Annotated in this window: 20 protein-coding genes; 3 read left to right on the top strand and 17 right to left on the bottom strand. The window is 54.3% G+C overall.

Annotated elements, in window-relative coordinates:
• Window positions 1-193: 193 nt before the first annotated feature.
• Both VH187_RS20655 and VH187_RS20650 read right to left on the bottom strand, forming a co-directional pair.
• Window positions 194-889, bottom strand: coding sequence for a pirin family protein (locus tag VH187_RS20655; RefSeq protein WP_329703310.1), 696 nt, complete (start codon window positions 887-889; stop codon window positions 194-196).
• 124 nt (window positions 890-1,013) lie between these two features.
• Window positions 1,014-2,051 carry an oxidoreductase gene (locus VH187_RS20650; protein WP_329703309.1) on the bottom strand — a complete coding sequence of 346 codons (1,038 nt, stop codon included), beginning with the start codon at window positions 2,049-2,051 and terminating at the stop codon, window positions 1,014-1,016.
• Between the two features lie 440 nt (window positions 2,052-2,491).
• On the opposite strand from VH187_RS20650, the gene yhhY reads away from it, so the two are divergent.
• Window positions 2,492-2,986, top strand: coding sequence for an N-acetyltransferase (gene yhhY / locus VH187_RS20645; protein ID WP_329703388.1), 495 nt, complete (start codon window positions 2,492-2,494; stop codon window positions 2,984-2,986).
• Between the two features lie 50 nt (window positions 2,987-3,036).
• Here the strand turns inward: yhhY and ggt are convergent, their stop codons facing one another.
• Window positions 3,037-4,788 (bottom strand): gamma-glutamyltransferase, encoded by a 1,752-nt coding sequence (gene ggt, locus VH187_RS20640; protein WP_329703308.1) that lies wholly within the window; start codon window positions 4,786-4,788, stop codon window positions 3,037-3,039.
• 123 nt (window positions 4,789-4,911) lie between these two features.
• On the opposite strand from ggt, the gene VH187_RS20635 reads away from it, so the two are divergent.
• On the top strand, window positions 4,912-5,319 hold the full coding sequence (locus VH187_RS20635) for a DUF2756 family protein (protein WP_329703387.1): 408 nt from the start codon (window positions 4,912-4,914) through the stop codon (window positions 5,317-5,319).
• A 5-nt stretch (window positions 5,320-5,324) separates the two neighbouring features.
• Here VH187_RS20635 and ugpQ read toward each other — a convergent pair whose 3' ends face one another.
• The 12 genes from ugpQ to livK all read right to left on the bottom strand — a co-directional run bounded on the left by ugpQ (window position 5,325) and on the right by livK (window position 15,991).
• A complete protein-coding gene (gene ugpQ, locus VH187_RS20630) occupies window positions 5,325-6,062 on the bottom strand; it encodes a glycerophosphodiester phosphodiesterase (protein ID WP_329703307.1) in 738 nt (245 codons plus the stop codon).
• Entirely contained in the window at window positions 6,059-7,132 is a 1,074-nt protein-coding gene (locus tag VH187_RS20625) for a sn-glycerol-3-phosphate import ATP-binding protein UgpC (protein ID WP_329703306.1), read from the bottom strand. The genes ugpQ and VH187_RS20625 overlap by 4 nt, the downstream gene beginning before the upstream one ends.
• A gap of 1 nt (window position 7,133) precedes the next feature.
• The gene (gene ugpE / locus VH187_RS20620) at window positions 7,134-7,979 is read right to left on the bottom strand and encodes a sn-glycerol-3-phosphate ABC transporter permease UgpE (protein WP_329703305.1); all 846 of its coding nucleotides are present in this window, start codon (window positions 7,977-7,979) and stop codon (window positions 7,134-7,136) included.
• Entirely contained in the window at window positions 7,976-8,863 is an 888-nt protein-coding gene (ugpA, locus tag VH187_RS20615) for a sn-glycerol-3-phosphate ABC transporter permease UgpA (RefSeq protein ID WP_329703304.1), read from the bottom strand. The genes ugpE and ugpA overlap by 4 nt, the downstream gene beginning before the upstream one ends.
• Before the next feature lie 107 nt (window positions 8,864-8,970).
• Window positions 8,971-10,287, bottom strand: coding sequence for a sn-glycerol-3-phosphate ABC transporter substrate-binding protein UgpB (ugpB, locus tag VH187_RS20610; RefSeq protein WP_329703303.1), 1,317 nt, complete (start codon window positions 10,285-10,287; stop codon window positions 8,971-8,973).
• Window positions 10,288-10,465: 178 nt separating this feature from the next.
• Window positions 10,466-10,834, bottom strand: coding sequence for a type II toxin-antitoxin system death-on-curing family toxin (locus VH187_RS20605; protein ID WP_329703302.1), 369 nt, complete (start codon window positions 10,832-10,834; stop codon window positions 10,466-10,468).
• On the bottom strand, window positions 10,831-11,052 hold the full coding sequence (locus VH187_RS20600) for a type II toxin-antitoxin system Phd/YefM family antitoxin (protein ID WP_329703301.1): 222 nt from the start codon (window positions 11,050-11,052) through the stop codon (window positions 10,831-10,833). Before VH187_RS20600 ends, VH187_RS20605 begins: the two co-directional genes overlap by 4 nt.
• Before the next feature lie 87 nt (window positions 11,053-11,139).
• Window positions 11,140-11,853 carry a high-affinity branched-chain amino acid ABC transporter ATP-binding protein LivF gene (gene livF / locus VH187_RS20595; RefSeq protein WP_329703300.1) on the bottom strand — a complete coding sequence of 238 codons (714 nt, stop codon included), beginning with the start codon at window positions 11,851-11,853 and terminating at the stop codon, window positions 11,140-11,142.
• Window position 11,854: 1 nt separating this feature from the next.
• On the bottom strand, window positions 11,855-12,622 hold the full coding sequence (gene livG, locus VH187_RS20590; RefSeq protein ID WP_329703299.1) for a high-affinity branched-chain amino acid ABC transporter ATP-binding protein LivG: 768 nt from the start codon (window positions 12,620-12,622) through the stop codon (window positions 11,855-11,857).
• Window positions 12,619-13,896, bottom strand: a complete 1,278-nt coding sequence (gene livM / locus VH187_RS20585) for a branched chain amino acid ABC transporter permease LivM (RefSeq protein ID WP_329703298.1) — start codon at window positions 13,894-13,896, stop codon at window positions 12,619-12,621. Before livM ends, livG begins: the two co-directional genes overlap by 4 nt.
• A complete protein-coding gene (gene livH, locus VH187_RS20580; protein WP_329703297.1) occupies window positions 13,893-14,819 on the bottom strand; it encodes a high-affinity branched-chain amino acid ABC transporter permease LivH in 927 nt (308 codons plus the stop codon). The genes livM and livH overlap by 4 nt, the downstream gene beginning before the upstream one ends.
• Window positions 14,820-14,881: 62 nt before the next feature.
• Window positions 14,882-15,991, bottom strand: coding sequence for a high-affinity branched-chain amino acid ABC transporter substrate-binding protein LivK (gene livK / locus VH187_RS20575; RefSeq protein WP_329703296.1), 1,110 nt, complete (start codon window positions 15,989-15,991; stop codon window positions 14,882-14,884).
• A 420-nt stretch (window positions 15,992-16,411) separates the two neighbouring features.
• On the opposite strand from livK, the gene panM reads away from it, so the two are divergent.
• A complete protein-coding gene (gene panM / locus VH187_RS20570; protein ID WP_329703295.1) occupies window positions 16,412-16,795 on the top strand; it encodes an aspartate 1-decarboxylase autocleavage activator PanM in 384 nt (127 codons plus the stop codon).
• 174 nt (window positions 16,796-16,969) lie between these two features.
• Here the strand turns inward: panM and VH187_RS20565 are convergent, their stop codons facing one another.
• Complete coding sequence (locus VH187_RS20565; protein WP_329703294.1) at window positions 16,970-18,073, bottom strand: branched-chain amino acid ABC transporter substrate-binding protein; 1,104 nt, start codon at window positions 18,071-18,073, stop codon at window positions 16,970-16,972.
• 223 nt (window positions 18,074-18,296) lie between these two features.
• Window positions 18,297-19,562 (bottom strand): 4-aminobutyrate--2-oxoglutarate transaminase, encoded by a 1,266-nt coding sequence (locus VH187_RS20560; protein ID WP_329703293.1) that lies wholly within the window; start codon window positions 19,560-19,562, stop codon window positions 18,297-18,299.
• Window positions 19,563-19,586: the final 24 nt, after the last annotated feature.

The following is a 19,586-nucleotide window of genomic DNA, read 5'->3' as shown; positions in this document are numbered from 1 at the left end:
AGTTTATCATGGACGCAACAGAACCTTCCCGATTAAGCGGAAAGGTTCTGAGATTTATTTTCCCTCGTCATACTTCAAGCCGCAGGTTTGTTGGCTGCGCCAGCTCACCCCTGTCACTTACTTATGTAAGCTCCAGGGGATTCTCTGGCTTGCCGCCGCCCTGCGACTCGAATTATTTAGAGGGCGCTAACGATCATACCGGTGGCAAGTCGAACAGCAGGATTTCCGCTTCGCTGTCAGCATGAACAGAAATCGCCTGCTCATCCCAAATCGCCAGGCCATCGGCAGTCGTTGCTTTGGTGCCATTGATGGACACTTCACCTTTCACTACCTGGATCCACACTTTGCGATCGGCGGCAATCTGATGGACCGACTGCTCATCTTTCGCCAGCGCCCAGCGGTACAGCTCCATGTCCTGGTACACTTTCAGCGAACCGTCACGCGCATCTGGCGACAACACCAGCTGTTTGCCCTGGGCGGCGTCAAAACGACGCTGTTCGTAACGTGGTGTGATGCCGTTTTCTTCTGGAATGATCCAGATTTGATACAGGTGCAGTTTTTCGGTTTTGCTCGGGTTGTACTCCGAGTGACGAACCCCGGTCCCGGCGCTCATGATCTGGAATTCACCGGCAGGCACCTGCTCTTTATTGCCCATGCTATCTTCGTGTTCAACCGCCCCTTCCAGCACATAAGTCAGGATTTCCATGTCTTTGTGCGGATGAGTGCCGAAGCCTTGACCTGCATCAATCACATCGTCATTGATGACGCGCAGAGCCGAGAAGCCCATGAAATTCGCGTCGTAATAATTGGCGAAGGAGAAAGTATGCCAGGAGTCCAGCCAGCCGTGATTTGCATGGCCACGTTCGTTCGCTTTGCGTAAGTAAATCATGATGTCCAACTCCGTGTTCGTTTCGATGGAGTGAGTGTGGACCCGAACGCTTGAGGATGATAGTGGGTGAAAATTGACTCCTCTGTTCAAAATTTATGAACAAGTCCAGAGGAGCCATATCCGCTTACTTCGCGAGGGTTATCGTGGCAGGTGAGGCCTGTTCGAAGGCCCGTTCGAGGATCTCCAGATTAGTGAGAGCCTCAGTTTCTTTGACGAAATTTGGCGCGCCGTTTTGTAGCGTTTCATACAGCGCATCGTATACCCGACCGTAGTCACCGATTTCCGGTTTCACTTCTTCGCGCACCGTCACGCCGTCGGCGTTCATGTACTCCAGTTGGCCGATACTGTCATCCGCGCCAAAGCCCGGTTCACCCGGCATGATGTTCGCCTTTAGGCTGGTTTCCTGCTGGTCGATACCGTATTTCAGGTACGAGCCTTTGGTGCCATGCACGATAAATTTCGGGTAATCGATTTTCACCAGATGGCTGGTTTTGACGATGGCTTTCAGGTCGCCGTAAAACAGCTGCGCCTCAAAGGTGTCATCCGGGTTGGCTTTGTTACGCAGGCTGCGAATGTCATACGCCACGTGATCAGGGCGACCAAACAGCGAAATAATCTGGTCCATGGTGTGCACGCCTAAACCGTAAAACGCGCCGTCCTGCGGCAGTCCCGGTTTGGTTTCGGCCACCGGGCGATACATGTCGAAATGGCTTTCAATTTCAACCAGTTCACCAAGCTTGCCGCTCTCAATCACTTTTTTCGCCGTCAGGAAACAGGAATCAAAGCGACGGTTCTGATACGGCGTCACCGTCAGACCTTTTGCTTTCGCCAGCGTAAACAGCTCTTTCGCTTCGGCAAGCGTCGGGGTAAACGGTTTTTCCACCAGCACGTTTTTCCCGGCTTCCAGCGCGCGTTTCGCATAATCAAAATGGCTGTCGGCGTGAGTACACACCACCACCAGTTTGACCTGCGGATCGTTCAGGACTTCATCTAAATCACTGGTGAAATGAATGTGCTGATACTGCGGATGCTGCTCTTCCGGCTTAGGGCTCCGGCGATAAATATGCGCCACGTGCCAGCTGTCTTTACGGTTGAGAACGTACGGGAGGTGATAACGAGTGGTGCTTTTTCCGAAACCAATAAAAGCGCAGTGTAGGGTCATGGTTCAGTCCTTGTTAAGGTTACTGTTGCCTACCATAGCGCAAGTTTGGGTTTGATGTCGTGCTCTTGCTTTTCACCCAATCCGCAGAAGCCTTGCCCTAATTAGTTGGCGTCGTAGCAAGGCGGCAAGGGAGCTGATCCTCAGGAGCTTACTTGAGTAAGTGACTGAGGTCAGTGAGTGCAGCCAACGCCGCTACGGCGTCAAATAAGACGGGCAAAAAAAAGCCAGCGATTAGGCTGGCTATAAAATAATACTGGAAGCAATGTGAGCAATGTCGTGCTTTCAGGTTCTCCGCGAGGGGTCTTCCTGAACGCGTGACAATAATAATCATTATCATTCGCACTTGTCTAGCTCTTTTTCGCAAAAAACAGCAGTTGACGAAATTTTGCGACTCGGAGATGTTAAAGGGGATAACCCACAACAGGAGAAGAGGAATGAATATTAGCGAGATAGTGATACGCCACGTACAAGCTGCGGATGCCGAAGCTTTACAGCAGATGCATGTGCATCAGGATGTCTATCACTCCACGCTACAAATTCCTCATCCTTCCATGGACATGTGGCACGAACGCGTGATGCGCAAACCTGGCAGAAGACAACTGGTCGCCTGCATCGACGAACGTCTAGTCGGTCATTTGACGGTAGACGTAATGGAAAACCCTCGTCGCAGCCACGTGGCAACATTTGGCATCAGCATTGCGTCTGAATTCCAGAATCGTGGCGTCGGTAGTGCGTTGATGCGGGAAATGGTCAACCTGTGCGATAACTGGCTGCGCGTGGATCGCATTGAATTAACTGTATTTGTCGACAATCCGGTAGGGATTGCGCTTTACCGTAAATTCGGTTTTGAGATCGAAGGCACCGGCAAAAAATATGCGCTGCGCAACGGCGAATATGTGGATGCCTATTATATGGCGCGAATGAAGCAGGCTTGAGGAAATTGCCCGGCGGCACTGCGTTTGCCGGGCAAAATCAGCGCAAAAAATCAATAACCCGCCGTCAAATCATCCACGGTACGCGGGTCGGATGCGCCATACAGCGCGCCATCTGGCCCCACCATAATGCTCTGGGTGCTACCCATCGCTTCTTTCACGGCGACTTTCTGACCTTTATCTTCCAGTAACTTCAACGTGTCCGGACTAAAGCCTTTTTCTACACGCAACTCATCTGGTAGCCATTGATGATGGAAGCGCGGTGCGTTGGTCGCTTCGGCGACGTTCATGCCAAAATCAATGGTATTGACCACCATTTGCAGCACAGTAGTGATAATCCGGCTGCCGCCAGGGCTACCGGTCACCAGCCAGGTTTTCCCGTCTTTCACGACGATGGTCGGCGACATCGACGACAGCGGACGTTTTTTCGGTCCGACAGCGTTAGCATCGCCACCCACCAGCCCGTACACGTTTGGCACGCCCGGTTTGGCTGAGAAATCGTCCATTTCGTTGTTCATCAGAATGCCGGTATTCCCCGCCACAATCCCGGTGCCGAAAGTGGTGTTCAGCGTATACGTCACCGCCACCGCGTTACCGTCTTTATCCACCACCGAGAAATGCGTGGTCTGATTGCTTTCATACGGCGCGAGTTTACCCGGACGGATCTGGCTCGACGGCTTGGCTTTGTTGATGTCAATTTCACTGGCGATAGATTTTGCATACGCCTTGCTGGTCAGCGCCTGCCACGGCACTTTGACGAAATCAGGATCGCCAAGGTATTCCGAGCGATCGGCATAGGCGTGTTTCTCGGCCTCAGCCATGATTTGCATCGCATCGGCGCTGCCGAAGCCGTATTTATGCATATCGAAGTTTTCCATGATATTCAGGATTTCCACGATATGAATGCCACCCGACGACGGCGGCGGCATGGAGTACACCTGATAACCCCGGTAGTCGCCGCTGATCGGCTCGCGCTCGACCGCTTTGTAATTGGCAAGATCTTCTTTGGTCATCAGGCCGCCGTTCTTTTTCATTTCCCCGGCAATCTGATCGGCAATCGCGCCCTTATAAAATGCATCTGGCCCGTTTTCGGCAATCAGTTCCAGGCTTTTTGCCAGATTGACCTGCACCAGCTTGTCGCCCTTTTTCAGCGGCTCACCGTTTTTCCAGAAGATGGCTTTACTGTTCTCATGATTAGGAATGACTTCGCTGCCGTAGGTTTTCAGGTCATCGGCCAGCGCATCGTTAACGGTAAAGCCCTCTTTGGCGAGTTTGATCGCCGGGCGCACCACTTTATTGAGCGGCATCGTGCCGTACTCTTTCAGTGCCAATGAGAAACCGGCGACAGTGCCCGGCGTACCGGAAGCGAGGTGTGACGTCAGCGATTTTTTGCTGTCAGGATTGCCCTGATCGTCGAGGAACATGTCGCGCGTCGCCTGCGCCGGAGCCATCTCACGGAAATCAATCGCCGTGGTTTTTCCGTCTTTGGTGCGCAGCATCATAAAGCCGCCGCCGCCGAGATTACCCGCCTGCGGATGCGTCACCGCTAGCGCGTAACCGACTGCCACCGCGGCATCCACCGCATTACCGCCCTGCTTTAAAATCTCCACGCCGACGTTCGTCGCCATCGCATCCACAGACGCGACCATGCCCTGTTGCGCGCGCACCGGGTGGAACACATCCTCTTCAACGCCATAGGACACCGGTGGTGCCGTGGGCGACGGCGCTGTGGCCGCCACGCTGAAACTGCCTCCTGCCAGCAGAGCAGCCATCGCCGCCCCGCGCCAAAAACGGGTTTCAATCATTGTTATTCTCCAGGTGATGGGTTTTATGCTCCCGCTTAAGCCTGGTTCAGAATTCCTAAAAAATCATCGTTATGGCGAATTGGAGGTAAACTTAAGGAAGCCCCAAACGGGGAGGAGGAAATGATGAAAACGTTATTATTTTTTGCGGCGCTGATGCCGTTTACCGTTTTAGCACAGCCACTGAACGTCACCAATAACCCGAACCAGCCGGGTTATGTGATCCCCAGCCAGCAACGGATGCAGACTGAAATGCACACCCAACAGCTGCAACAGAAAGGGATGCTGAATCAGCAGTTACAAACCCAGACGCAGATGCAACAGCAGCACCTGCAAACGCAGATGAACACCAATCAGCAACGGGTTTTAAATTCGCAACCGGGGGAGCAGCCGCTACCGAATACCAACGGCGGGATGTTAAGCGGTAACAGCGATAAAATGCTGAACAGTTCGTCGCAGCAGCACATGCTGCCGCAGACGCAGAACGGCGACCTGCTGAGTACGCCGTCTAATCCGCAGCCGCTTTCACGCTAAACGGGTTACTTGAAGTCTGGCCCGATAACGTCAATTGCATCAGTACAGATGCAGTCCACGCCCCAGCTCAGCAGCTCTGCTGCGCGCTGGGGTTTGTTGACGGTATAAACCAGAATATGCAGCCCCGCCTCTTTAAACTGATTCACCCGCACTTCATCGAGCAGCCTGTAATTCAGGTGAATCGACATGCAGCCTAAGCGCGTGGTCAGCGCCTGCCAGTCATCACGCCATTCGTCGAGCAACAATCCGCGCGGCAGTTCCGGCGCTGCCTCCTGTGCGGCTTCTAACGCGTCGATTTCGAACGATGACAACAGCGGCGGCGTCATGCCCGCCCACAGCTCACGCGCCGCCAGCGCAACGGTTTTGCCCGTTAACGGCCCGGTGCCGGTGGTCGGTTTGATTTCGATGTTCGCCATCATGCCGTGCTGGCGACAGCGCTCAGCCACCTGCGATAACAGCGGCAGCGGTTCGCCTTTAAATTCACGGCTAAACCAGCTTCCTGCATCCACGTTCAGCAGCTCGCTCCACGTCAGTTTCCCCGCAACACCCCAGCCGTTGCTGGTGCGTTCGAGATTGTCATCATGCAGCAGGAAAATTTGCCCGTCCTGCGACAGCTTGACGTCAAATTCGATCATCGTGTGACCGTAGCGCGCGCCAACGTCAATCGCCGCAAGGGTATTTTCCGGGGCCCGTTTACCGCCGCCACGGTGGGCGACGATGCGGGGGTAAGGCCAGTTGCTCATACGCGTTGTCCTGTCTCGCCATCAAACAGGTGCAGATGATTTTCCGGCAGGTGCAGCCACAGCGTGGTCCCTGCCTGAGGGCGTTGCTGATGCGGTAAACGCACCACCATTTTTTGCTTACCCCAGCGACCGTGCGCGAGGTTATCTGCACCCAAAATTTCCAGCGTATCCATCACCAATGGGATGCCGCCTTCGGCCTGCGAGCTTAGCGCAATATGTTCCGGACGGATACCTAACGTCATGCTGCGCCCGGCATAGCCGCGATACAGCCAGTTCAGCGGCAGCGCCATGCCGCTGTCGAGTTCGAAATGGGTGCCGGAAGTGCTTACCCGCCCGTCGAGCAGGTTCATCGCCGGACTGCCGATAAAACTCGCCACAAAGCGCGTGGCTGGTTTCTCATACACTTCAACCGGCGTACCAATCTGCTCGGCGATGCCTTTGTTCATCACCATCACACGCTGGGCGAGCGTCATCGCTTCGACCTGATCGTGGGTGACGTACAGCGACGTGGTATTGAGGCGACGGTGCAATTGCTGGAGTTCAAGCCGCATCTGCACGCGCAGTTTGGCGTCGAGATTGGACAAAGGTTCGTCGAACAGGAATACCGCCGGGTCACGCACAATCGCGCGGCCCATTGCCACACGCTGACGCTGACCGCCGGAAAGCTCGCGTGGACGGCGTTTTAGCAACGGTTCCAGTTCCAGAATACGCGCCGCTTCGTTCACCTTTTCGGCGATATGCCCTTTGCCCATGCCGCGAATTTTCAGGCCCCACGCCATGTTCTCTTCCACACTCATGTGCGGATAAAGTGCGTAGTTCTGAAACACCATCGCGATGCCGCGCTCTTTCGGCTCGAGTTCAGTGACGCGCTGGCGATCAATCCAGATATCGCCACTGGAAACACGTTCCAGCCCGGCAACCATTCTTAATAACGTTGATTTGCCGCAGCCAGACGGCCCGACCATCACGATAAATTCGCCATCGGACACGTCCAGCGTCAACGGCTGGATCACCTGCGTTTTGCCGCTGTCCCAGCTCTTGGTTACTGCCTGTAATTTTAATCCAGCCATCTTATTTCTCACTGTCTACCAGGCCACGCACAAATGCACGCTGCATGGCTAAAACGATAATAACGGGCGGGATCAGCGTCAGCAGCATTGCCGCCATCACCTGATTCCACGCCGTGGTGCCTTCGCCAGTGGCGATCATCCCTTTAATGCCCGCCACGGCGGTGCCAAGGTTCACATCCGTCACAATCAGCAGCGGCCACAGATACTGGTTCCAGCCGTAAATGAAGGTGATGACGAACAGCGCCGCGAGGTTGGTTTTTGACAGCGGCAACACGATGTCGCGGAAAAAGCGCATCGGCGACGCACCGTCAATGCGGGCCGCTTCCATCAGCTCGTCCGGCAGCGTCATAAAGAACTGACGGAACAGGAACGTGGCGGTGGCCGACGCCATCAGCGGCAGCGTCAGTCCGGTGTAGCTGTCGAGCAATTTCAGGCTGGCAATCACTTCCACCGTCGGGAAAATACGCACTTCGACCGGCAGCATCAGCGTGATAAAAATCATCCAGAAGAACAGGTTACGCAGCGGAAAACGGAACCAGACAATGGCGAACGCCGACAGCATCGACACCGCGATTTTGCCGGCCGTAATGGTGAACGCCATGATGAAACTGTTGAGCAGCATCAGCCAGAACGGCGCGCTGTTGGCGCCCACGCCCTGTAACCAGATAGTTTTCAGGTTCTCCAGCAAATGCGAGCCGGGGATCAGCGTCATCGGCGTGGCAAACACCGCTTTGTTATCCAGCGTCGCTGCGACAAACGCGACATACAGCGGGAAGAGGATCACCGCGATCCCGAGAATCAACATAATGTGGCTGAACCAGGTCAGCCCGCGACGATGTTCAATCATTGATAGCGCACCTTACTTTCCACATAGCGGAACTGAACCACCGTCAGCAAAATCACCAGCCCCATCAACACCACCGACTGTGCCGCCGACGCCGATAAATCCAGTCCGGCAAAACCTTCGCGGTAGATTTTGTAGATAAGCGTGGTCGTTGCTTGCACCGGGCCACCGGCTGTCGCCGCGTCGATCACCGGGAAAGTGTCGAAAAACGCATACACCAGATTGACCACCAGCAGGAAGAAGCTCACCGGGGCGATCAGTGGCAACGCTATCGAGAAGAAGCGACGCACCGGCCCAGCCCCGTCGATCGCGGCGGCTTCCACCAGCGAGCGGGGAATGGATTGCAGCGCGGCGAAGAAGAACAGGAAGTTGTAGCTGATTTGCTTCCACACCGAAGCGAACACCACGAGAAACATCGCCTGACCGCTGTTTTGCGCGTGGTTCCAGTTGTAGCCCATCAGCTCAAGCCAGTGCGTTATCAACCCGCGCCCTGGGTTGAAAAGGAAAATCCACAGCACGGCTGCAATCGCCGGGGCAACCGCGTAAGGCAGCAGCATTAACGTTTGATACAGACGGCTGCCGCGCACCACGTAATCGACCAGTGCGGCGAAGAACAACGACACCAGCAGGCCGCTGACGGTCACTAAACCACTGAATTTAATCGTGGTCCAGAATGAGTCGAGGTAGTAGCTGTCGTGGAACAGCGCGACGAAATTATCGAGGCCGACAAACTCGCTCGACAGCCCAAACGGATCCATATTCTGCACCGAGTACCACAGCGCTTCGCCCGCAGGCCAGATAAAGAAGATAACGGTAATAGCCAACTGCGGCGCAACCAGCACATAAGGCAGCCAGCGCGAGCGAAATACCGGACGGGATGATGACATAGATGAACTCTTTTCCAGAAAATGCCGGGTGGCGGCTTCGCCTTCCCCGGCCTACATAAGGTATTTCGTAGGCCCGATAAGCGAAGCGCCATCAGGCATTTCAGACATTACGATTTCGTGGATTTCTCAAAACGACGCAGCAATTGATTACCACGCTCGACGGCACTATCGAGCGCCTGCTGCGGGGTTTTCTTGCCGGTCCAGACCGATTCCAGTTCTTCGTCAACAATGGTACGGATCTGCGGCATATTGCCCAGACGCAGCCCTTTGGTGAACGGCAACGGCGGTTTGTTCAGCATCTGACGAGTGGCAATGTCTGCGCCCGGGTTCTTGTCATAAAAGCCCTGCTGACGGGTCAGGTCATACGCCGCTTTGGTGATCGGCAGATAACCGGTTTTCTGGTGCCATTCAGCCGCGATTTCCGGTTTGGTCAGGAAGTCGAGGAACTCAGCCACGCCTTTGTAGGTTTCTTTGTCTTTGCCCTGCATCACCCACAGGCTCGCTCCGCCGATAATGGCGTTTTGCGGCGCGCCTTTGGCGTCAGCGTCGTAAGGCATCATGCCGACGCCGTAGTTGAATTTGGCGTACTGACGAATGTCGGCCAGCGAGCCAGAAGAGGCGGTGGTAATCGCGCAATCACCGTTGTAGAACTTCTCGGTGGACTCATCTTTACGCCCGAAGTAACTGAAATCGCCTTTCTTGTTCAGTTCTTCCAGCATGGCAATGTGCTTCACCTGCTCCGGCTTGTTGAATTCCAGCACTGCGTCGGCGCCGTCAAAGCCATTGTTTTGAGTGGCAAACGGCAGGCCGTTCCATGCGCTGAAGTTTTCCAGTTGGATCCAGCCCTGCCAGCCGCTGGCGTAGCCGCACTTCATGCCCGCCGCTTTCAACTTCGCGGTGTAATCAGCCAGATCCTGCCAGGTTTTCGGCGGCTGCTCCGGGTTTAAACCGGCTTTCTTGAAGGCGTCTTTGTTGTAGTACAGCACCGGGGTAGAGCTGTTAAACGGCTGACTCAGCAGATGACCGGTTTTGGAATCGGTGTAGTAGCCAGAAACGGTCGGCACGAACTGCGACTCGTCGAACTTGATGTCGGCATCTTTGAACACTTCGTACACCGGTTTGATGGCTTTCGACGCCATCATGGTCGCGGTGCCGACTTCATACACCTGCAAAATGGCTGGCGCATTGCCGGTGCGGAAAGCAGCGATCCCTGCCGCCAGGCTTTGCTCGTAGTTGCCTTTGTACACCGGCACAATTTTGTAATCAGGGTGAGTTTCGTTGAAACGCTGAGCCAGAGAATCGACTTCTTTCCCCAACTCGCCTTCCATGGAATGCCAGAAAGGAACGGTAGTCACAGCCATGGCCTGAGAGGCAAATGCCATACCCAGCGTCAAAGCTAAAGCGGTGTGTCGTAACGATGTCATTCGGTTATCTCTCTTGTTGTCCCAGATGCGCGAAATCACGCGTTTTATGCTCGCGAGGTAACATGACATGCTCGAATGACAGAAAAATAACCGAAAGATGACGAAACGGTGACGGCCAGGCGTCAGTGCGATGATGGATGGATGATGGATGGGTGACGGAAAAATGGCGGGTGAATGATCACCCGCGCAGACGTTCGGCGATTTGTTCCAGCGTCAGTTGACCGGCAGCTGCTTCCACGGTCATCTCAACAAAGTCCGGGTTAGCAGGCAATATGATACCGTTACGCCTCAAAAATAAGAGCGTGATAAACAACGCAGTACGCTTGTTGCCATCATTGAAAATATGGCCTCGGGCAATCGCCAGCAAATGCATCGCGGCAAGTTGCCAGACATCGGTTATCCCTTCGTATTCGATCCTGTTCAGTACACGGTACATCAGCGCTTCGGCACGACCAGGGTCGGGCATTCCCTCAGCACCAGGCGTGACACGGAGTAGCCTGTCATGGAACTGTATTATCTCCTCCGCTGAGATAATCTGAAGTGTCATTTATCCGCAAGTTCCCTGAGTTCATTTCCGTGAACGGCCATGATAGCCGCAAATTCATCATCGAGACGCGCCGCCTGATAGCGCTCAAACTCTTCCGCGCTGATGATAACCGCGGATTTATGACCACGACGGGTGATGGTTACGGGTGTTCCTGTGACGGCACTGTCGAGCACCTCGGCCAGATTCTGACGGGCATCACTGTAGTTAACTGTACGCATAGGCCCTCCTCTTTTGTACATAATAATTGTACAAGTAACACGTACAAAAAAGGAGCCATCAGGCTCCTTTTATTTTCATTTCGTCGTTTAACCGCCTAAATAAGCACTGCGTACCGCTTCGTTAGCGAGTAACGCATCGCCCGTATCTTCCAGCACCACGTGACCGTTTTCCAGCACGTAGCCACGATCCGCGAGTTTCAGCGCCTGGTTGGCGTTCTGCTCAACGAGGAAGATGGTCATTCCCTCTTTGCGCAGTTGCTCAATGGTGTCGAAAATCTGCTGGATGATGATCGGCGCGAGGCCCAGCGACGGCTCGTCGAGAAGCAACAAGCGCGGCTGACTCATCAGCGCACGACCGATCGCCAACATCTGCTGTTCACCACCGGACATCGTTCCCGCACGCTGAATACGACGCTCCCACAGGCGTGGGAACAGCTCGTACACCCATTTAATGCGCTCATGATACTGACTGCGATCGGCAAAGAAACCGCCCATCGCCAGGTTCTCTTCCACGGTCATCCGCGAGAATACGCGACGCCCTTCCGGCACAATCGCCACGGCTTCGCGCATGATTTTTGCGGTCTGCCAGTCGGTAATATCTTTGCCATCAAAGGTCACACGCCCGCTGGTCGCTCGCGGATCGCCACACAACGTGCCGAGCAGCGTAGTTTTTCCCGCACCGTTTGCGCCAATCAGGGTGACGATTTCGCCCTGATTGATGTGCAGACTCACGTCGTGCAGAGCCTGAATTTTGCCGTAGTGGGCGCTGACTTTGTCAAAGGACAACATGACTTTTTCCATCTTATGCCTCGCCCAAATATGCACGTATAACGTCAGGGTTATTACGGATTTCCTCTGGCGTGCCGTTCGCCAATGGCGTGCCCTGATTCACAACGTAAATGCGGTCGGAAATACCCATCACCAGCTTCATGTCGTGTTCAATCAACAAGATAGTGGTGTTGTGATGGCTTCGCAGTTCAGCGATCAGCTCATCCAGCTCTTTGGTTTCTTTCGGGTTCAACCCTGCCGCCGGTTCATCCAGCATCAGGATTTCCGGCTGCGTCACCATGCAGCGCGCGATTTCCAGACGACGCTGGTCACCGTAAGCAAGGTTGCTCGCCTGACGGTTGGCGTGCTGCAACAGGCCGATACGCTCAAGCCAGGTTGCGGCCCTGTCCAGCGCTTCGCTCTGCGCGTTACGGAAGGCAGGCGTTTTCAGCAGCCCGGAGAACAGGCCGCTTTTTAACTGCTTATGTTGTGCCACCAGCAGGTTTTCGATCACCGTCATTTCACGGAACAGGCGCACGTGCTGGAAAGTACGCACCACGCCCATTTGCGCGATTTGCTGGCCCGGCAGGCCTTCAAGGTGTTTATCACGCAGCATAATGCTGCCGCCCGTAGGTTTGTAGAAACCGGTCAGGCAGTTAAACACGGTGGTTTTGCCCGCACCGTTCGGGCCAATCAGTGAAACGATTTCCTGTGGATGCAGTTCGAGATTAACGTTGTTGACCGCCAGCAGGCCGCCAAAACGCATCATCAAACCGTTAACGGATAATAATGGCTGACTCATGCCTGCTCTCCTTTGGTCTTCCCGTTTTTCAGTTTCAGCTGTGGACGGGTCATCGGCAGCAAGCCTTGTGGACGCCAGATCATCATCAGAACCATCAAACCACCCAGCATTAACATGCTGTATTCGTTGAAATCACGCATCAGTTCACGCGACACCACCAGCAGCACTGCCGCCAGGATCACTGCGAACTGTGAACCCATCCCGCCGAGCACCACAATCGCTAACACAAACGCCGATTCCGCGAAGGTGAAGGATTCCGGGCTGACGAAGCCCTGACGCGCGGCGAACAGCGTACCGGCAAAACCGGCAAACGCGGCGCTGATGGTGAACGCCGTCAGCTTGATGCGCGTCGGGTTCAGGCCCAGCGAGCGACAAGCGATTTCATCTTCACGCAGCGCTTCCCACGCGCGCCCCAGCGGCATACGCAGCAGGCGGTTAATCACAAACAGTGACAGCACCACCAGCAACAGCGCCACCAGATAGAGGAAAATCACGCGGTCATTCGGGTCATATTTCACGTGGAAGAAATTGCTGAATGTATCCCAGCCACCTTCGCGCGCGGTACGGCTGAATTCCAGACCAAACAGCGTTGGTTTCGGGATCTGGCTGATGCCGTTCGGGCCGCCGGTAATTTCGGTATTGTTGAGCAGCAAAATACGTACAATCTCGCCGAAGCCGAGGGTCACAATCGCCAGATAGTCACCACGCAAGCGCAACACCGGGAAGCCGAGCAGGAAGCCCGCTGCCGCCGAAACCAGGCCCGCCAGCGGCAAGCAGGTCCAGAAACCGAGACCGTAATAGTGATTCAGCAGCGCAAAAGTGTACGCGCCGATAGCGTAGAAACCGCCGTATCCCAGCACCAGCAGACCAGACAGCCCAACCACCACGTTCAGGCCAAGGCCCAAAATAATGTAGATCATGGTCAGCGTCGCGATGTCGATAGTGCCGCGAGACACCATAAACGGCCACGCCACCGCAATCACCAGCAGGGCAATCAGGAACAGCTTTTGTTTAACAGTGGAGCCGTCAATGGCAGGCAGAACAAACTTCGGCCCGGAGACGTTTTTCATGCCCTTCTGCACCAGCGGGCGCAGCATCTGGAAGAAAAACACCACCGCAGTGCCGATGAAAATCCACTGCCAGCGGATATCAGCGGCGGTATCAACCACCAGCTTAGTTCCGCTCAGTTCCAGCTGAACGCCCATGAAGACGCCCGCCAGCACGAAGAACATGGCGGCTGACAACAGCGCCATCGCAAAATGCATCGGTTTCATACTTTTTCTACCTCCGGACGACCCAGGATCCCGGTCGGCATCACCAACAGCACCACAATCAGCAGCGCGAACGACACCACGTCTTTGTATTCGGTACTGAGATATGCGGAGGAAAGCGCTTCGGCCACACCCAGAATCAGGCCGCCAATCATTGCTCCAGGAATGCTGCCGATACCGCCAAGCACAGCGGCGGTGAAGGCTTTCATCCCGGCCATAAAGCCAATGTACGGGTTAATCACGCCATAGAACTGACCGAGCAGCACGCCAGCAACGGCTGCCATTGCGGCACCGATGACAAACGTCAGGGCAATCACGCGGTCGGTGTTGATGCCAAGCAGACTCGCCATTTTCAGGTCTTCCGCGCAAGCGCGACATGCGCGACCCATACGGGAGTAACGAATGAATACGGTCAGAGCCAACATCGCCACAAAGGTCACGACCCAGATAACGAGCTGCATGGTGGTGATGGAGGCAGAGAAGTTCTCGCTGGCACCGACAATCCACTGACCGTTAAACAGGCTCGGCAGTGCGATGTCGCGCGAACCTTCTGTCAGGCTGACGTAGTTTTGCAGGAAGATGGACATCCCGATGGCGGAAATCAATGCAATCAAACGTTTGGAGCTACGCACCGGGCGATAAGCCACGCGCTCAATGCTCCAGCCATAGGCGCTGGCAATAATAATTGCACCAACAAATCCAGCGCCGACCAGCAGCCAGCCGGTGTCGATGCCCATCATCATCAGCGCGGCGATGATCATGAACGACACATAGCTGCCAATCATGTACACCTCGCCGTGGGCGAAGTTGATCATGCCGATAATGCCGTACACCATGGTGTAACCGATGGCGATCAGCGCGTAGGTGCTGCCCAGCGTGACGCCGTTAAACATCTGCTGCAGGAAATAAAGGAACTGCTCTGACATAAAGGTAACCTTTTTATATCCGCCCGGCAGGTAAACGGGCGGAGGAATTACTCGTCTTCTTCTTATTTGGCGACGCTGGACGAACCGTCCGCATGCCACTGGAAGACACCAAATTCAAATCCCTTCAGATCGCCTTTCTCATCCCAGTTCAGCGGCCCAATCACGGTTTTCGCGCCGTGCTCTTTTAAATCTTTTACCAGCGCCTGCGGATCTTCGCTGCTGGTACGGTCCATGGCGGTCGCCAGAGACTGCACAGCGGCGTAAGTGATCCACACATACGGACCGCTCGGATCTTTCTTCTCAGCTTTCAGCGCATCCACAATCGCTTTGTTGGCTGGATCCTGGTCATAACGTTTTGGCATCGTCACCAGCATGCCCTCGCCCGCTGCACCCGCGATGTTGGACAGCGATGCGTTACCCACACCTTCCGGGCCCATGAACTGTGTTTTCAAACCAACAGACCGCGCCTGGCGCAGGATCTGCCCCATTTCCGGGTAGTAACCGCCGTAGTAAACGAAATCGATATTTTCTTTTTGCAGACGAGCGACCAGCGCAGAGAAGTCTTTTTCCCCGGCGGTGATACCGTCGAAGAACACCACGTTAGCGCCGCCTTTTTTCAGGCTGTCCTGTACGGAGCGCGCCAGGCCTTCGCCATACTGCTGTTTGTCATGAATGATCGCGATGCGTTGCGGCTTCACTTTATCGAGAATGTATTTCGCTGCGGTTGGACCCTGCGAAGAATCCAGGCCAGCGGTACGCATGATGAACTGGTAGCCGCGCTGCGTCAGCTCCGGGTTGGTCGCGCCAGGGGTGATCATCATGATGCCTTCGTCTTCATAGATATCGGACGCGGGCTGAGTAGAAGAGGAGCACAGGTGGCCAATCACGTATTTGATGCCGTCGTTGACCACTTTGTTGGCAACCGCTACGGCTTGTTTCGGATCGCAGGCATCGTCGTATTCCACGGCAACCAGTTTGTCGCCTTTGATACCGCCAGCGGCGTTGATGTCTTTGATCGCCTGGCGCGCACCGTTGAATTCCATGTCACCCCATTGAGCCACCGGGCCGGACATGGCGCCAATGACCGCCACCTTGATGTCTTTTGCTAAAGCGGACTGCGACATTGCCAGTGCAATCATTCCCGCAATCAATGTTTTTGCATTCCGTTTCATTCTTTCAATCCCCTCGTGATGTAATTTGTATAAATTTTGTATTTATAAGGTTAAAAAGCATTCTGTACTTTTACTGTACTTCGCTATTTTTACCAGTCTCTTTAATGGTTTAGCGATGCTTTTTGCAAAGAACCAGACTAAAATCTCTATTTTTCAGTCGATTAAGCAAAGATAATATTCTGTATTTTGCTGGAGATAAACAAAAAAAAGCGCAGTTTTCAGCATAAAATAAGGGTACAAAGAGCCGAATAAAACACTACCTTTCAGGTTAAAATTCTGCCTATTTTTCGATCCATGACGCATTGCTCTGCTGCTGGAATCAGGAGAAAACGAATCCCCTGTCATTCAGCATAAAAATAGAAATCGGCGAATCGAGAAATTGGATAAACTGAGGGCATTCTTTTTTACAGGTGGCTTCACATGAAACTGACTATCGTCAGGCTGACCACGCTCAGCGAGCAGGACCATATCGATCTTGGCAAGATCTGGCCGGAGTACAGTTCATCGTCTTTACAGATGGATGATGAGCATCGGATCTATGCCGCACGTTTTAATGAAAGGCTGTTAGGTGCCGTGCGTGTGACGCTAAAATGCAGTCAGGGCGCGCTGGATTCTCTGCGCATTCGCGAAATCACCCGCCGTCGCGGCGTGGGGCAATATTTGATTGAAGAAGTGTTACGTATGAATCCGGCGATCGACAGTTGGTCGATGACGGAGATTGGCGTGGAAGACAAAACCGCGATGGGTGCGTTTATGCTGGCAGTTGGATTTACCGTGCAGAGAAGTGGCTGGCAGAAGAGATAAAAAAGCCGAGTGGCGGCTTCGCCTTACCCGGCCCACATTTTGTTGCTTATTTCCCAAGAATTTCGTGCTGCAAAAAGGCGGCAAGTTATGAAATCCCCGGGAGCTTACTCAAGTAAGTGACCGGGGTTGAATAACGCAGCCAACGTATTTGCAGTGCGAAAGACGCGGGGAAATTTACTTGGCGTCGGTCGCCGTGCCGTTGGCATGCCACGTAAACACGCCGAACTCGAAGCCTTTCAGGTCGCCTTTTTTATCCCAGGTCAGTGGACCCATGACGGTGTCGACTTTGTTGGCTTTCAGCCATTCTGCAATTTTCGCCGGATCGTCGCTCTGGTTCAGACCAGCAGACAGCGACTGCAGCGCTGCATAAGTGGTCCATACAAACGCACCGCTTGGATCCTGTTTCTTGGCTTTGATTGCATCAACAACCGGTTTGTTCGCCGGAACCTGATCGTAGTTCTTCGGCTTCGTCACCAGCAGGCCTTCCGCAGATTCACCGGCAATGTTAGACAGTGACACGTTCGCCACACCTTCAGGGCCCATGAACTGTGTTTTCAGACCCGCAGCGCGCGCCTGGCGCAGGATCTGACCCATTTCCGGGTGATAACCGCCGTAGTAAACGAAGTCGATATTTTCTTTCTTCAGACGCGCCACAAGCGTTGAGAAATCTTTCTCACCGGCAGTGATACCGTCGAAGAACACCACGTTGGCGTTGCCTTTTTTCAGGGAATCCTGAACCGCACGCGCCAGACCTTCGCCGTACTGTTGTTTGTCATGCACAATCGCGATGCGCTTCGGCTTCACGGTGTTGATGATGTATTTTGCCGCCGTTGGGCCCTGATCGGAGTCCAGACCGGTGGTACGCAGAATCAGGTTGTAGCCACGCGCGGTCAGCTCTGGTGCGGTCGCCGCTGGGGTGATCATCAGAATGCCTTCGTCTTCATAAATGTCAGACGCTGGCTGCGTGGAAGAGGAGCAGAGGTGACCGATAACGTATTTGATGCCATCGTTCACGACTTTGTTCGCTACCGCCACCGCTTGTTTCGGGTCGCAGGCATCGTCATATTTTACGATGGAAAGCTTGTTGCCTTTGATGCCGCCCTTGGCATTAATATCGGCGACAGCCTGTTCCGCCCCTGTGAACTCCTGATCGCCGTACTGCGCTACCGGACCTGACATCGCTCCCACGACGGCAATTTTAATATCGTCAGCCATAGCCACGTGGCTCATTGCTAACGCGATACATCCTGCCAGTAACGCTTTACCCTTCATTTTCATCCTGAGATTCCCCATTGTGATGGTGATTGCTTTTGTTGTGATGTTGTTATGTGGCGCTTTATTTCGGTTTTAGGTCTGCCAGCCGCGCCTTTGCAGCATACTCTGCTAAAACATACCCGATTTTTTGCTAATTGGAACGAGAATTTTGAGGGTTATGTAACAGAAACGTGACAAAAAAATGGCCACTCACAGGAGCGGCCAATGCATTTAAGCAACAACGCCATTACTGGCTGAGAGAGCGGCGAATAATCTCCAGCGCCTTGCGGAACTGGACTTCAGGGATGGTGAGAGGGTAAAGAAAACGAATCACGTTGCCGTAAACACCACAGCTCAGCAGCAGCAGGCCCTCTTTCATCGCCTTTTCCTGCACCTGTTTAGTGAATTCAGGAGACGGCTCGCCGGTCTGCGGGTCGTTGAATTCGACGGCGACCATGGAACCCTGCGCACGCACATCAACAATATGCGGGCAATCGGCTTTAGCGCTTTTCAGCACTTCCACCAGATGATGGCCCAGCTCAGCAGCACGCGCGCACAGCTTTTCTTCGTCGATGATATCGAGCACCGCGTGGGCCGCAGCTACCGCCAGTGGGTTACCGGCGTAAGTACCGCCCAGACCGCCTGGTGCTGGTGCGTCCATCACTTCCGCACGCCCTGCAACTGCGGACAGCGGCATCCCGCCAGCGAGGCTTTTCGCCATGGTGATCAGGTCGGGTTTCACGTCGTAATGTTCCATCGCAAACAGTTTCCCGGTACGGGCAAAACCGGTCTGCACTTCATCGGCAATCAGCAGAATTCCGTGGGTATCACACAGTTTGCGCAGGCCCTGCATGAAGTCGGCCGGTGCAACGTTGAAACCGCCCTCGCCCTGCACGGGCTCCAGAATAATCGCCGCTACTTGATCGGCTGCGATATCCGCTTTGAAAATACGATCCAGGCTTTTCAGCGCGTCAGCCGTGCTCACGCCATGCGCCGCATTCGGGTACTGACCGTGATAAACAGAACCCGGGAACGGGCCGAAACCAATTTTGTACGGTGCCACTTTGCCGGTCAGCGCCATAGTCATAAAAGTACGACCGTGGAAACCGCCGCCAAAGGTGATGAGACCAGGACGTTTAGTGTATGCGCGAGCAATTTTCACCGCGTTTTCGACCGCTTCCGCACCCGTTGAGAAGAATGCCGTTTTCGCCGGGCCCTTCACCGGAGCGCGTTCGTTAATGCGCTCTGCAAGCGAGACGTAACTTTCGTAAGGAACAATCTGGTACGCGGTATGGGTAAAGGCTTGCAGCTGCTTTTCAATCGCCGCCACGATTTTTGGATGACGATGACCGGTGTTCAGCACCGCGATCCCGGCAGCAAAATCGATCACTTCGTTGCCTTCCACGTCCCACAGGGTGGCGTTTTCCGCTTTCTCGGCATAAAAACCACACATGACGCCAATGCCACGCGGTGTCGCCTGCAAACGGCGCTGATTCAGTTCATTGTTTTTCATCGACCTTACCCCATCACAGATTCG

The organism is Scandinavium sp. (assembly GCF_036271055.1).
Lineage (GTDB): Bacteria > Pseudomonadota > Gammaproteobacteria > Enterobacterales > Enterobacteriaceae > Scandinavium.
This window is presented reverse-complemented; position numbering and strand designations above follow the sequence as displayed.